Annotated in this window: 10 protein-coding genes; 5 read left to right on the top strand and 5 right to left on the bottom strand. The window is 73.6% G+C overall.

Translation table 11 applies throughout. The features are described 5' to 3' along the window. Nucleotides 1-128 precede the first annotated feature (128 nt). Nucleotides 129-2,480, top strand: a complete 2,352-nt coding sequence (locus AB0K51_RS18065; RefSeq protein ID WP_363455964.1) for a SpoIIE family protein phosphatase — start codon at nucleotides 129-131, stop codon at nucleotides 2,478-2,480. Here AB0K51_RS18065 and AB0K51_RS18060 read toward each other — a convergent pair. Both AB0K51_RS18060 and AB0K51_RS18055 read right to left on the bottom strand, forming a co-directional pair. Further along, nucleotides 2,470-3,264 (bottom strand): SURF1 family protein, encoded by a 795-nt coding sequence (locus AB0K51_RS18060; RefSeq protein WP_363456105.1) that lies wholly within the window; start codon nucleotides 3,262-3,264, stop codon nucleotides 2,470-2,472. The two genes, AB0K51_RS18065 and AB0K51_RS18060, sit on opposite strands and share 11 nt — an antisense overlap. A 31-nt stretch (nucleotides 3,265-3,295) precedes the next feature. Beyond that, complete coding sequence (locus AB0K51_RS18055; protein ID WP_363455961.1) at nucleotides 3,296-4,276, bottom strand: DEDDh family exonuclease; 981 nt, start codon at nucleotides 4,274-4,276, stop codon at nucleotides 3,296-3,298. Nucleotides 4,277-4,399: 123 nt separating this feature from the next. Between AB0K51_RS18055 and AB0K51_RS18050 the strand changes: the two genes are divergently transcribed. The 4 genes from AB0K51_RS18050 (at nucleotide 4,400) to moaA (ending at nucleotide 8,751) form a co-directional block, all read left to right on the top strand. Then, on the top strand, nucleotides 4,400-5,443 hold the full coding sequence (locus AB0K51_RS18050) for a zinc-dependent alcohol dehydrogenase family protein (protein WP_363455958.1): 1,044 nt from the start codon (nucleotides 4,400-4,402) through the stop codon (nucleotides 5,441-5,443). 199 nt (nucleotides 5,444-5,642) lie between these two features. Then, on the top strand, nucleotides 5,643-6,020 hold the full coding sequence (locus AB0K51_RS18045) for a DUF485 domain-containing protein (protein WP_363455956.1): 378 nt from the start codon (nucleotides 5,643-5,645) through the stop codon (nucleotides 6,018-6,020). Then, complete coding sequence (locus tag AB0K51_RS18040; RefSeq protein ID WP_363455953.1) at nucleotides 6,017-7,624, top strand: cation acetate symporter; 1,608 nt, start codon at nucleotides 6,017-6,019, stop codon at nucleotides 7,622-7,624. Before AB0K51_RS18045 ends, AB0K51_RS18040 begins: the two co-directional genes overlap by 4 nt. Before the next feature lie 137 nt (nucleotides 7,625-7,761). Beyond that, a complete protein-coding gene (gene moaA, locus AB0K51_RS18035; protein ID WP_363455950.1) occupies nucleotides 7,762-8,751 on the top strand; it encodes a GTP 3',8-cyclase MoaA in 990 nt (329 codons plus the stop codon). Between the two features lie 16 nt (nucleotides 8,752-8,767). On the opposite strand, the gene AB0K51_RS18030 is transcribed toward moaA, so the two are convergent. From AB0K51_RS18030 to AB0K51_RS18020, 3 genes are all read right to left on the bottom strand, one after another. After that, nucleotides 8,768-12,535, bottom strand: coding sequence for a tetratricopeptide repeat protein (locus tag AB0K51_RS18030; protein WP_363455947.1), 3,768 nt, complete (start codon nucleotides 12,533-12,535; stop codon nucleotides 8,768-8,770). Between the two features lie 78 nt (nucleotides 12,536-12,613). Continuing rightward, the gene (locus AB0K51_RS18025; protein WP_363455945.1) at nucleotides 12,614-12,844 is read right to left on the bottom strand and encodes a hypothetical protein; all 231 of its coding nucleotides are present in this window, start codon (nucleotides 12,842-12,844) and stop codon (nucleotides 12,614-12,616) included. A gap of 224 nt (nucleotides 12,845-13,068) precedes the next feature. Beyond that, nucleotides 13,069-13,422: a DUF3099 domain-containing protein gene (locus tag AB0K51_RS18020; protein WP_363455942.1), complete on the bottom strand. Its 354-nt coding sequence runs from the start codon at nucleotides 13,420-13,422 to the stop codon at nucleotides 13,069-13,071. Nucleotides 13,423-13,467 lie beyond the last annotated feature (45 nt).

The following is a 13,467-nucleotide window of genomic DNA, read 5'->3' as shown; positions in this document are numbered from 1 at the left end:
GCACCCAGCAATGTGGACTAGACCAATACGGGGCGTCAATGGGCGCGCCGCCAGCGGGCGGCAATGGCGCGCGGCCCGGAACCGTTCGAAGATGGGGGAGACCGGACCACCCACCCGAGGTGCAGCGCATGGACAGTCGGCGGTTGCCCGACATCGACGGCGTCGCGGCGGCCCTGGTCGACGGCGATGGCCTCGTCGTGGGCTGGAGCGGCGCCGCCGAGAAGCTGCTGGCGCTCAGCGCCGAGCAGGTCACCGGCCGTCCGGTGCGCGACCTGCTCGCGGAGGGCGAGGCCGCCGCGACCGGCCGCCGGGCCGGCGAGGTGCGGCTGCGCACCGGCAACGGCGAACCGCTCACCGTCGTCTACCAGGTGCTGCCGCTGGCCGCCGCGGACGGCGAGGTGCGGGTGCTGGTCCTGGTGGTGCCCGCCGACACGGTGGCCCGCCGGCGGCAGGACGAGGCGTTCACCCGGGAGCTGTTCAAACAGGACCGGCTCGGCCTCGCCGTCTTCGACCGCGACCTGCGGCTGGTGCGCACCAACACCCACCTGCTGCCGTACAGCGGCCTGCCCGCCGACCTGTCCGGGCACCGCCTCGGTGACTTCCTGCGCCCCGACGACGCGGCCGCCGCCGAGGCGATCCTGCGGCAGGTGGTGGCCACCGGGGAGCCGGCGGTCCGGGCCGAGCTGCTGATCCGCACCCTGGACGACCCGCGCGGCGGCGTGGTGATGGAGCTGCAGGCGTTCCGGCTGCAGGGCCTGGACGGGGCGGTGATCGGGGTGACCGCGCTGTTCGGCGACGTCACCGAGCTGCACCGGTACCGGCGGCGCGCCGACGTGCTGCACCGGGCCACTGCCGCGCTCGGCGGGTCGCTGTCCGTGGTCGGCACCGCCGAGGACCTCGCCGGGGTGCTGGTGCCCGGGCTCGGCGTGCGCGCCGAGGTGGACATCGCCGAGGCGGTGTTCACCGGCGACGAACCGGCGCCGGGACCCGACGGCCTGACCGCACTGCGCCGCACCGCCGCCGCCGGGCTGCCGAGCGGGCGGGAGTCGCTGCCCGACCCGACCTCGGTGCCGCCGAACGGCGCCGCCGTCCCGGCCGACGGCGACGGCCGTCCGCTCGGGCCGCTCGGCCTCGAACTGCTCGACCGCCCGGCGTCCCGCCGCGCCGACCCGCCGTCGATGTCCGCCCCGCTGCGGGCCCGCGGCGGGCCGCTCGGCCGGGTCACCGTCCGCCGCGACCCGGCCGACGGGCCGTACCAGCAGGAGGACCTGGACCTGCTGCGGGAGATCGCCGCGCGGGCCGCGCTCGCCCTGGACAACGCCCGCCGCTACACCCGCGAGCACCGCGCCGCCGTCAGCCTGCAGCGCAGCCTGCTGCCGCCCGCCGAGACCACCGTCACGGCCGCCACCACCGCCAGTGTCTACCGGCCCACCGACACCGCGACCGGCGTCGGCGGCGACTGGTTCGACGTCATCCCGCTCTCCTCCGCCCGGGTCGCGCTGGTGGCCGGCGACGTGGTCGGCCACGGCCTGCAGGCCAGCGCCACCATGGGCCGGCTGCGCACCGCCGTGCGCACCCTCGCCGACCTCGACCTGGAACCCGACGAGCTGCTGGTGCACCTGGACGACCTGGTCTCCCAACTGGTGGTGGAGGCCAGCGAGGAGGAGCGCGAACGCGGCGTCGCCGATCCGTCCGGCGCGACCTGCGTGTACGCGGTGTACGACCCGGTGACCGGGCTGTGCCAGGCCGCGAGCGCCGGGCACCCGCCGCCCGCGGTGGTGCACCCCGACGGGCGGGTGGAGTACCTGCGGGTCAACCCGGGGCCGCCGCTCGGCGTCGGCGGGCTGCCGTTCGAGGCCGCCGAGCGGGCGCTGCCGGCCGGCAGCGTGCTCGCGCTGTACACCGACGGGCTGATCGAGGGCAGCAGCGGCGACCTCGACGAGGGGATGGCGCAGCTGTCCGGCCGGCTCGCCGAGGCCGACCTGGCCGGGGACCTGGCGGCGGCGGGCCGGGCGATCGTCGCGGAGATGTCCACCGCCGGGCAGAGCGACGACGTCACGCTGCTGCTGGCCCGGCTGCACCCGGTGCCGCCGGAGGACATCGTCGCCTGGACGCTGGAGGCCGACCCGGCGGCGGTGGCCGGGGTGCGCGGGGAGGCCACCCGGGCGCTGGAGCGGTGGGGGCTGGACGAGCTGGTGTTCACCACCGAGCTGGTGCTCAGCGAACTGGTCACCAACGCGATCCGGTACGCGGGCGGCCCGGTCGTGGTGCGGCTGATCCGTTCCTCGGTGCTGACCTGCGAGGTCTCCGACCCGAGCGCCACCCAGCCGCGGATGCGCCGGGCCCGGCTCACCGACGAGGGCGGGCGCGGGCTGTACCTGGTCGCCCAGCTCACCGAGCGCTGGGGCAGCCGGTACACCCGCAACGGCAAGACCATCTGGGCCGAGCAGCCGATCGGCCGGTCGCCGCTCAGCTGGTAGCGGCCACCGCCTCCGGCGCGGGCGCGGCCTCGTCGGCGGGCTGCCGGGCCTCGCGGCGGGCCATCACCACCAGGCCGACCGGCACCAGCGCGGCGAACAGCCACCACTGGACGGCGTACGCCATGTGCGGGCCGATGTCCGAGTGGCCCGGCTCGGCGAGCAGCTCCGGCGGGTTGCCGGCCGGTGGGACGGCGGAGGCCAGCTCCAGGTAGCCGCCGAGCACGGTGGCGCCGGAGGCCTTGGCCTGCTGCTCGCTGTTGATCAGCTTGTACATCCGGTCGGGCAGGCCGCCGCGGTCGCGGATGCCGGAGGACGCGGCGGTCTCGTCGGCGCGCAGCCGCCCGGTGACGGTGACCTCGCCGCTCGGCGGGGCGGGCACCGCCGGGTAGCTGGTGGCGTCCGCGGCGGAGTCCACCCAGCCGCGGTTGACCAGCACCGAGCCCTTGCCGTCGGCGAGCACCAGCGGGGTGATCACGAAGTAGCCGATCGAGCTGCCGCCCGGCTCGGTGCGCCCGCGGATCACCACCTCGTGCGCGGTGTCGTACCGGCCCTGCGCGGTGACCGTCCGCCACACCCGGTCGGTGGGGACGGACCAGCCGGGCGAGGAGAGCGCGTCGAAGGCGACCGCCGGGCTGCCCAGGTTCTGCGCCACCAGGTGGTTGCGGGCCACCCGGGCCTCGTGCCGGTGGTACTGCCAGAACCCGAGCCGGACCATGGTCGGGATCAGTAGCAGCGCCACCACGGCGATCGCCGCCCAGCGCGCGGACAGCAGGAATCGGTACACACCCGGCACGCTAATCCTCCTTACCGCCGCGTCACGCACCGGGGTGCGGCGCGACCTCCCGCAACAGGTGCAGGAACGCGTCCTCGCCGAGCACCGGGGTGCCGTACTCGCGGGCCTTGCGGGCCTTGCCGCTCCACGAGCTCGGCTCGTTGGTGACCAGCAGGCTGGTGAGCCGGCTGACCGAGCCCGCGATGTGCAGGCCGGCCTCGATCGCGCGGTCCTCCAGCAGCTCCCGGTCGGTGGCGGTGTCGCCGGTGATCGCCACCCGCATGCCCTGCACCAGCGGGTTGCCGTCCGCCCAGCGGCCCGGGTTCGGGTACGGGCACGGCGGGCGCTTGCGGCTCGGCCGGTACGAGCTGCTCCAGGCGCGGCCGCCCGCCGGCGCGGCGTCGGACTCGCCCAGGTCGGTGACGGCCACACAGGTGGTCAGCGGCAGCGGCACCCCGCCGTCGCGGGCCAGCCGCAGCGAGGGCCGGAACACCTCGGCGAGCACCCGGGCGTCGTCCAGCGCGTGGTGCGCCTGGCGCTGGCGGACCCCGAAGTGCGCGGCCAGCGAGGCGAGCTTGCCGTTCGGCAGCGGCAGGGCCAGGTCGCGGGCGAGCACCATGGTGCACAGCCGTTGCTCGACCGGGGCGCGCAGCCCGGCCCGGGAGAACTCACGGGAGATCATGTTCCAGTCGAAGAGCGCGTTGTGAGCGACCATCACCCGGCCGCGCAGCTGCTCGGCGAACTCCTCGGCGACCTCCGGGAAGGTCGGCGCGCCCTCCAGCGCCTCGCTGGTCAGGCCGTGGATCCACACCGGCCCGGGGTCCCGCTCCGGGTTCACCAGGGTGTACCAGTGGCCGGTCACCTCGCCGTCCCGGTCCAGCTGGTAGACGCCCGCCGAGATCACCCGGTCCGAGCGGCCCAGGCCGGTGGTCTCCACGTCGACGACGGCGAAGCCGCGCGCCGCCCCCTCGCCGGGGCCGGAGCGCTGTGCCGGGAACGGCGAGGACGGGAATGGCGCGTGCATAGCGCACCACTCTACGTGCAGTGGCGGACGGCCCAGTGCGATTCCCGCAGACCAGTGGCGGCTTAGGCTTGGCACAAGGGTGCGACACCCTGGCACCTCTCCCCAGCACGAAGGACAACCCTCATGCGCGCCACCGTGATCCACGGACCCAAGGACATCAGGATCGAGGAGGTGCCCGATGCCCGGATCCAGCGGCCCACCGACGCGGTCGTGCGGGTGCTGAACGCCTGCATCTGCGGCAGTGACCTGTGGGCGTACCGCGGGGTGGCCGCCCGGGTCGCGGGGCAGCGGATCGGGCACGAGTTCCTCGGCTTCGTCGAGGAGGTCGGCCCCGAGGTGCGCGACGTCACAGTCGGCGACCTGGTGGTGGCCCCGTTCGTCTGGTCGGACGGCGTGTGCGACTTCTGCCGCGAGGGCCTGCAGACCTCCTGCCCGCACGGCGGGTTCTGGGGCGAGGTCGGCTCGGACGGCGGACAGGGCGAGGCGGTCCGGGTGCCGTTCGCGGACGGCACCCTGGTGAAGCTGCCCAAGGAGGCGGCCGGGGACGAGCAGCTGCTGCCCGGGCTGCTGGCGCTCTCGGACGTGATGGCCACCGGCCACCACGCGGCGGTCTCGGCGGGCGTGCGGCCCGGCGCCACCGTCGCGGTGGTCGGCGACGGCGCGGTCGGGCTGTGCGGCGTGCTGGCCGCGCACCGGCTCGGCGCCGGCCGGATCATCGCGCTCGGCCGGCACCCCGCCCGGACCGAGATCGCCCGCGCCTTCGGCGCCACCGACGTGGTGGCGGAGCGCGGCGAGCAGGCGATCGAGGCGGTGCGCGAGCTGACCGGCGGTCAGGGCGCGCACGCCGTGCTGGAGGCGGTCGGCACCGAGGAGTCGATGCGCACCGCGATCTCGATCGCCCGGGACGGCGGCGCGGTCGGCTACGTCGGCGTGCCGCACGGCGGCAGCGCCGGTGTCGACATCGGCCAGATGTTCGGCCGGAACGTCCAGCTGCGCGGCGGCGTGGCCCCGGCCCGGGCGTACATCCCCGAGCTGCTGCCGGACGTGCTGTCCGGCGCGATCGACCCGGGTCGGGTGTTCGACCGCACGGTGGGCCTGGACGAGGTCCCGGAGGGGTACCGGGCGATGGACGAGCGGACCGCGCTCAAGGTGCGAATCGCCTTCTGAGACAGCCCAATTGACGGATCATCACACCGGGGCGGCCCTTTCCTGGCCGCCCCGGTGGCGTGTTCTGGTCAGTTTTCGGCCACATCGCGCGGGGAAGCTATCCGCTGCTCGGTCATCGATCTAGCATGCAGCGCACTCAATGTGACGTCCCTCACGTCCATCTGATCGTCCGCCGTACCGAAGACGTCAGGAGTCCCGCGTGGCACGCCCCCCTGAGACCGTCCCCGAATCGTTCCAACGTATTGAGGAATCCCCCGAGTTCCAGCAACTGCGCGGATCCTTCCGGGGGTTCGCCTTCCCCGTCACCGCCGGTTTCCTCCTCTGGTACCTGCTCTACGTCCTGCTCTCCTGCTACGCGCCCGGCTTCATGGGCACCAAGGTCGTCGGCAACGTCAACGTCGCGCTGGTGCTCGGCATCCTGCAGTTCGTCAGCACCTTCGCCATCGCCGCCTGGTACGCCCGCTACGCCGGTGCGCGGCTCGACCCGGCCGCCGACCGGATCCGCCAGGGCGCCGAGGCCGCGCTCCCGGCCCAGCCGGTCGACCGTCCCGCCGTGGCCGAGGAGGCTGCCGAATGAACCTGGCCAGCTCCGCGAGCGACCACCGCACCCTGATCATGATCCTGTTCGGGGTCTTCGTGCTCGCCACCCTCGGCATCACCGTCTGGGCCGGCCGGCAGACCAAGGACGCCGCCGACTTCTACGCCGGCGGCCGCGGCTTCACCGGCTTCCAGAACGGCCTGGCGATCTCCGGCGACTACATGTCCGCGGCGTCCTTCCTCGGCATCGCCGGCGCCATCGCCCTGTTCGGCTACGACGGCTTCCTCTACTCCATCGGCTTCCTGGTCGCCTGGCTGGTCGCGCTGCTGCTGGTCGCCGAACCGCTGCGCAACTCCGGCCGCTACACCATGGCCGACGTGCTGGCCTTCCGGATGCGCCAGCGCCCGGTGCGCACCGCCGCCGGCATCTCCACCATCGTGGTGTCGATCTTCTACCTGCTGGCCCAGATGGTCGGCGCCGGCTCGCTGGTCGCCCTGCTGCTCGGCGTCAGCGGCGAGGGCGCCAAGCGCTGGACCATCCTAGCGGTCGGCGCCCTGATGGTGATCTACGTCGCCGTCGGCGGCATGAAGGGCACCACCTGGGTGCAGATCGTCAAGGCCGTGCTGCTGATCGCCGGCACCGCGCTGATGACCGTCCTGGTCCTCGCCAAGTACCACTTCAACCTCTCCGAGCTGCTCGGCGCCGCCGCGAGCGCCAGCGGCAAGGGCAGTGCCTTCCTGGAGCCGGGCCTCAAGTACGGCGTCACCGGCACCACCAAGCTGGACTTCATCAGCCTGGGCCTGGCCCTCGTCCTCGGCACCGCCGGACTGCCGCACATCCTGGTCCGCTTCTACACCGTCCCCACCGCGCGGACCGCCCGGAAGTCCGTGCTCTGGGCGATCGGCATCATCGGCGTCTTCTACCTGATGACCCTCGCCCTCGGCTTCGGCGCCGCCGCCTTGGTCGGCCCCAAGACCATCAAGGCCTCCAACGCGGCCGGCAACACCGCCGCGCCGCTGCTCGCCGAACAGCTCGGCGGCGGGGCCGGCTCCACCGGCGGCGCGATCCTGCTCGCGGTGATCTCCGCGGTCGCGTTCGCCACCATCCTCGCCGTGGTCGCCGGACTCACCCTGGCCTCCTCGGCCTCCTTCGCCCACGACCTGTACGCCAACGTGATCCGCCGCGGCAAGGCCAGCGAGAAGGAGGAGGTCGCCTCCGCCAAGCTCGCCGCCGTCGCGATCGGTGCGATCGCGATCCTGCTGTCGATCTTCGCGGACAAGCTGAACGCCGCCGCCCTGGTCGCCCTGGCCTTCGCGGTGGCCGCCTCGGCCAACCTGCCGACCCTGCTCTACTCGCTGTTCTGGAAGCGGTTCAACACCGTCGGCGCGGTCTCCTCCACCTACGCGGGCCTGATCACCGCGGTCACCCTGGTGATCTTCTCCCCAGTGGTCTCCGGCGGGAAGAACTCGCTCTTCCCGCACAGCGACTTCCACTGGTTCACGCTGGAGAACCCCGGCCTGATCTCCATCCCGGTCGGCTTCCTGGCCGGCTGGCTCGGCACCCTGCTCGCCAAGGAACAGGCCGACCCGGCCAAGTACGCCGAGCTCGAGGTCCGCTCGCTCACCGGCCTCGGCGCGCACTGACCGGTCGGGGCGGCCGGCGCCCACGGGCCGGACCGCTCCCGGGACTCGTCCCCGTCCCTCGCTAAGCTGGCCCGGTCGCCTCCCCGGCGACCGGGCCGGCGGCGTTCCCGCCGCTCCCAGCGGAAAGGCGGGCCGGGATGCTCCTCGACACCTACGGCCGGCAGGCGGTCGACCTGCGGGTCTCCCTCACCGACCGGTGCAACCTGCGGTGCACCTACTGCATGCCGGAAGAGGGCCTCCAGTGGCTCGGCAAGCCGTCGCTGCTCACGGACGAGGAGATCGTCCGGCTGGTCGGCCTGGCGGTGGCGGAGCTGGGCGTCCGCGAGGTCCGCTTCACCGGCGGCGAGCCGCTGCTGCGGCCCGGGCTGGTGTCGATCGTCACGGCCTGTGCCGCGCTCACGCCGCGACCGGAGATCTCGCTCACCACCAACGGCATCGGGCTGGCCCGGGTCGCCACCGGACTGCGCGACGCCGGACTGGACCGGGTGAACGTCTCGCTGGACACGCTCGACCCCGAGACCTTCTTCGCCCTGACCCGGCGCCGGCGGCACGCGGACGTCCTGGCGGGGCTCGCCGCGGCGGAGGAGGCCGGGCTGCGGCCGGTCAAGCTCAACGCGGTGCTGATGCGCGGCGTCAACGAGCACGAGGCCGCCGGGCTGCTGGAGTGGTGCCTGGAGCGGGGCTACGAGCTCCGCTTCATCGAGCAGATGCCGCTCGACGCGCAACACGGCTGGGACCGCTCGCAGATGGTCACCGCCGCGGAGATCCTCACGCTGCTGCGCTCCCGTTTCGACCTCACCCCTGAGCCGTCGTCAGTCCGCGGCGCCGCCCCCGCCGAACGCTGGCTGGTCGACGGCGGCCCCGCCCGGGTCGGCGTGATCGCCTCGGTCACCCGCCCGTTCTGCCGCGCCTGCGACCGCACCCGCCTCACCGCCGACGGCCAGGTCCGCAACTGCCTGTTCGCGGAAGGGGAGACCGACCTGCGCGGCGCACTGCGGGCCGGCGCGACCGACGCCGAACTCGCCGAGCTGTGGCGGGCGGCGATGTGGGGCAAGAAGGCCGGCGCGGGCATCGACGACCCCGAGTTCCTCCAGCCGCAGCGCCCGATGTCGGCGATCGGCGGATAGCCGCGACGCCCTCCGATCAGAGCAGCAGCCCGGCGGCGGCCGCGCCCCGCGCTTCCACGTCCGTCCCCCGCAGGTCGTGGAGGCAGGCCCGGGCCACGTCGACTATCCCCCGGGCACCCGGGACGTCGAGGAACTCGGCCACCAGGGCCGCGATGTCGGTGTCCTCGACGATCAGGCCGTAGACGAACACGCCGAACGCCTGGCTGCCGGCCGCTCCGGGGTCGTCGCTCCGCATCGCGTCCCGGAACGCGCTCCAGGCCGTGGCCGACCCTTGCCTCCCCACCTCGTGCAGGTGCAGAGTGGCCTCCTCCAGCAGGAGGTCGAGGTTGGTCGGATCCTGTGCGGCCGCCTCGTCCAAGGCCTGGCGAGCCTCGCCGAGCCGCCCCTGGAGGCGGAGGACCGACGCGGCGTCGCACCGGTGTCCGGGATTCGTGGGATCAAGGGCCGCGGCGGCGGTGAAGTCGGCGAATGCGTCGTCGAGCCGACCCGCCAGACGGTGCGTCAGCCCGCGCGCATTCACGGCCGCTACGAACGATGAGTCGATGTCGAGCACGGCGGTGAAGTCGGCGACGGCGTCGTCGAGCCGCCCGGCCAGACGGTGCGTCAGCCCGCGCGTGAGTTGTACCCAGAGATCCAGGCTACCGGCCGCCGAGGCGGCGAGGGCGGCGTCGAGGTCGGACATGGCCTCGTCCAGCCGGCCGACGGCGCGATACGCATCGCCCCTGACGCCGAGGGGCACGGTGTAGCCGGGGTCGACGGTGAGTGCGGCGGTGAGGTCGGTGATCGCGTCGTCGTACCGTCCGGCCCGGCGGTGGGCGGCACCGCGCCGGGTCAGAGTGACGGCGTTGGCGGGGTTGATGGCGAGTGCGGCGGTGAGGTCGGTGATCGCGTCGTCCGGCCGGTCCGCGAGTCGGTGGACCTCGCCGCGTTCGCTGAGAGCCCATGCGTAGTCGGGGTCGATGGTGAGTGCGGCGGTGAGGTCGGTGATCGCGTCGTCGTACCGTTCGGCCTGACGGTGAGTGGTGCCGCGTTCGCTGAGGGCCCATGCGTAGTCGGGGTCGATGGTGAGTGCGGCGGTGAGGTCGGTGATCGCGTCGTCGTACCGTTCGGCCTGGCGGTGGGTGGCGCCGCGCCGGGCGAGGGCGGTGGCGTTGGCGGGGTTGACGGCGAGGGCGGCGGTGAAATCGGTGATCGCGTCGTCCAACCGGTCCGCGAGTCGGTGGACCTCGCCGCGTTCGCTGAGGGCCCATGCGTAGTCGGGGTCGATGGTGAGTGCGGCGGTGAGGTCGGCGATCGCGTCGTCGTACCGCTCGGTTTGACGGTACGTCAGGCCGCGTACGCCGAGGGCCCAGGTGTACGTGGGATCCAGGATGAGTGCGGCGGTGAGGTCGGTGATCGCGTCGTCGTACCGCTCGGCCTGACGGTGCGCGGCGCCGCGTTCGGCCACGGCCCACGCGTAGTCGGGCTCCAGGGCGACGGCGGCGGTGAGGTCGGTGATCGCGTCGTCGTACCGTTCGGCCTGGCGGTGGGTGGCGCCGCGTCGGGCGAGGGCGGTGGCGTTGGCGGGGTTGACGGCGAGGGCGGCGGTGAAATCGGTGATCGCGTCGTCGAACCGGTCCGCGAGTCGGTGGACCTCGCCGCGTTCGTACAGGGCCCAGTCGTCGTGGCCCCGGCTGACGCCCACCGTGAGGTCCGCGAGTGCCTCGTCCAGTCGGCCGGCCGCCCGGTACGTGGTACCCCGCTCGATGTACAGGGAGGCATCCGACGGATCGATGGCCATGGCGGCGGTGTAGTCCGCGATCGCCTCGGGCCAGCGCTGCGCCGCATGGTGTGCGGCGGCGCGGAACCCGAGCACCGCCGGGTCGCCCGGTTCGATCGCCAGTGCGCGGTCACAGTCGTCGACGGCATCGTCGGGGCGGCCGCTCGCGGTGCGGACCATGGCCCGGGCCATGAGGGCATCGGCGGAGTCCGGGACCAGTCCCAGCGCCGCGTCGAGATCGGCCGCCGCCGCTTCCCGCCGCTCCAGGAAGTGGTGGGCGAGGCCTCGGTGGATCAGCGGCTGAGGGAGCCCCGGGGCGAGCGCCACCGCCTGGTCCAGCAGCTCGAGCGCCTCGGCGTCCGATCGCCCGACCATGAGGTAGCGCGCCTGCCACGACAGGGCGTGCGCGCGGACCCGTGGCGGCAGTTCGGGGGAGACGAGCACGGCGAGCGCCTCCTCCTCCGGGTCCCAGTCGTCGACGGCCTCGCGGATCCGGTCGGCCCAGTGCGTCAGGGCCGGGTCGGCGCTGTCCCGGGCGGCGAGGTCGAGGGTGTCGGCCCAGGCGGGGAGCAGGTCGGCGTGGCGGCCGGCGGCCTCCGCGGTGCGTTCGAGTGCCACGGACAGGTTGGCCACCGGGTCGGCGCAGAGCAGGTGGTAGGTCTCGTCGAGGAGGTGGCGGCGGTGTCGGGCGTCGCCACCGAACCGGTTGCCCGGCAGGGTCTGTTCGAGGGCGGTACGGGCGTCGGTGTGGTGCCGCGCCAGGCGGGTGTGACCGTCGTGCCACTGGCGCGATGAACGGATCCGGCGGTGGCGGACCAGGCTGGCCCGGACCACCGCGTGGTACTGGTGGGAGGCGTCGTGGCCGGAGACGAAGGGTTGGGCGAGCAGCCACTCCCAGTGCGGTGCGGCCGGGTCGTCGACGCTGCGGCGGAACAGGTCCTGGTCCAGCCGGGGCGGCAGCGCCGCGGCCAGGATCGTCTCGCGGAGTTCTGGCTCGGGTATCCATTGCAGGAAGCGCTGGACGGCCTTGTCGACCGCGTCCGTCCCGGCGTCGGTGACCTCGTCCGCGGTGCCGGGCTCGGTGCCGGCCAACAGGGCGAGCAGCAGCGGGAGCCCGAGGGACATCCGGATGATGGCGTCCACCGCCTCCGGGGCGTGCACGCCGCGACCGGCGAGCAGGTCGCGGGCCTCCTGTGCGGAGAAGGTCTCCAGCCGGACGTCCACCACGACGTCCCGCAGCTGGGCCCAGTCCCGTTCGGCGAGTTCGTCTCGGCCGGCCAGCACGATCAGGACCTCCAGCGGGAGGTCGCCGAAGGCACCGGTGATCAGGTCGCGCAGCCAGCTGTCCAGGTGGCGGCCGGTGATCTCCCAGGTGTCGAGGAACAGGGCCACCCACGGGGTCCGGTCCGTCCGGCAGATCCGACCGAGCTCGGTGACGAACGCCCGGCTGAGCAGGGTGAGTTCGGAGTCACCGGTGGGGCGGCGGCGGCGCACGGCCGCGAGCACCCGGTCCGTTCCCTGGGCGACCGTCTCCGGTGTGGTGAACGCGGCCGCGCCGGGGACGAGGGTGTTGGCCGTGCCCAGGGCCGCCTGGGCCACCACCCGGGCCGGGAGCGAAGGCGATCCGTCGGCCGAGGCGGGGTCCAGGGACGCCTGGGTGCGCTGGTATCGCTCCAGGGCCTTCTCGAAGTCGCGCAACGGTCCGGCTTGGTCGGCGAGTTGGGCGGCCAGGGCGGTGAGGGCGGTCTCCACGCCGTGGACTGCGGTCTCGTCGACCACGGCGGTCACGCCGCCGGCTCGGCGGGTGGCGGTCTGCCACTGGGCGAGCAGCGTGGACTTGCCGACTCCGCCGACGCCTCGGACGTGGAAGAGGAATTCGGCCGGATCGGTGCCGGCGTCCGGGTCGGGGTTCTTGGCGAGGTTGTCCGCGAACAGTGCCAGTTGGGCGCGTCGGCCGACGAACTGGGCGTCGACGCGGCGGCGCAGGGCCTCGGCGCGGGACATCCGTCCCGGTGTGCGTGCCATCTGGTTCCCCCCGGAAGCCGAGCACTGTAGGACCGACGGTAGCGAGCGGGGGAGGGGCCTGTCAGCCGTACCGGGCGGTCAGAACCGCTCGGTTTCCTTGAGGAAGCCGCGGACCGCGAGGAACTGGCTGAGGGACTCGCGGTGGTCGTCGCAGGCGAGCCAGGTCTTGCGGCGGTCGGGGGTGTGGAGCTTGGGGTTGTTCCACAGGAGGGACCAGACGGCGGCTTCGCGGCAGCCCTTGGCGGAGCAGACCGGCGGGCCGTCGGGGCCGGTGGGGGTGCCGAAGAGGGGGTGTGCGCCGGTGTCCATGGTCCGATCCTATGCCCGGACATGACGACGCCGGGCAGCCACGGGGGGAGCTGCCCGGCGTCGGTCCGTCGCTCCGACGGGGGATGCGGAGCGCTAAGGAAGTATGGCACGGCGGGAGCCCCGGAAGTGCGTCCCTCTGATGATTAATTTGAGGATCGTCTGAGCTTTCCACCAGTCATATCACTGCATAAACGGACATATGATCCGCGCGAGTTGAGGAACCCTCACTCCGAAGGACCGGTTTCGGTCGCCCCGCCGCGTCCACCGCCACCGGTGCCGCCGGGGCCGAGCATCAGCGGCGTGTCGGGGGCGAAAGCAAAGGTGGAGGGCAGTCCGGGGGCCCGCTCGCGGCCGGCGTTGGCGATCAGGACCGCGAAGTAGGGGAGCAGGACGCCGCCGGTCAGCGCCACGAAGGCCAGCCAGCGTTCGATGTCCCAGAGGATCACGGCGAGCAGGACGCAGGCCGTCCGGATCAGCATGGAGATGACGTAGCGGCGCTGCCGCCCCTGGACGTCCTCGGACAGGCTGCTGCGGGCTCCGGTGATCCGGAAGACCTCGCCGTCCGCGCTCTTGCGCATGTTCCACCCGCTTCGTCAGTGAGCGCACCCTACGGTCGACCACGG

It is taken from the genome of Kitasatospora sp. NPDC049285 (assembly GCF_040678815.1).
Taxonomy (GTDB): Bacteria; Actinomycetota; Actinomycetes; order Streptomycetales; family Streptomycetaceae; genus Kitasatospora.
The sequence above is the reverse complement of the archived record's forward strand: the minus strand, read 5'-3'. Positions and strand labels throughout refer to the sequence as shown.

What these genes read in the sequence shown, in the direction of transcription:
- AB0K51_RS18065 (WP_363455964.1), top strand. Translation starts at nt 129, where the DNA reads ATGGACAGTCGGCGGTTGCCCGACATCGACGGCGTCGCGGCGGCCCTG.
- AB0K51_RS18055 (WP_363455961.1), bottom strand. Translation starts at nt 4,276, where the DNA reads ATGCACGCGCCATTCCCGTCCTCGCCGTTCCCGGCACAGCGCTCCGGC.
- AB0K51_RS18050 (WP_363455958.1), top strand. Translation starts at nt 4,400, where the DNA reads ATGCGCGCCACCGTGATCCACGGACCCAAGGACATCAGGATCGAGGAG.
- AB0K51_RS18040 (WP_363455953.1), top strand. Translation starts at nt 6,017, where the DNA reads ATGAACCTGGCCAGCTCCGCGAGCGACCACCGCACCCTGATCATGATC.
- moaA (WP_363455950.1), top strand. Translation starts at nt 7,762, where the DNA reads ATGCTCCTCGACACCTACGGCCGGCAGGCGGTCGACCTGCGGGTCTCC.
- AB0K51_RS18030 (WP_363455947.1), bottom strand. Translation starts at nt 12,535, where the DNA reads ATGGCACGCACACCGGGACGGATGTCCCGCGCCGAGGCCCTGCGCCGC.
- AB0K51_RS18025 (WP_363455945.1), bottom strand. Translation starts at nt 12,844, where the DNA reads ATGGACACCGGCGCACACCCCCTCTTCGGCACCCCCACCGGCCCCGAC.
- AB0K51_RS18020 (WP_363455942.1), bottom strand. Translation starts at nt 13,422, where the DNA reads ATGCGCAAGAGCGCGGACGGCGAGGTCTTCCGGATCACCGGAGCCCGC.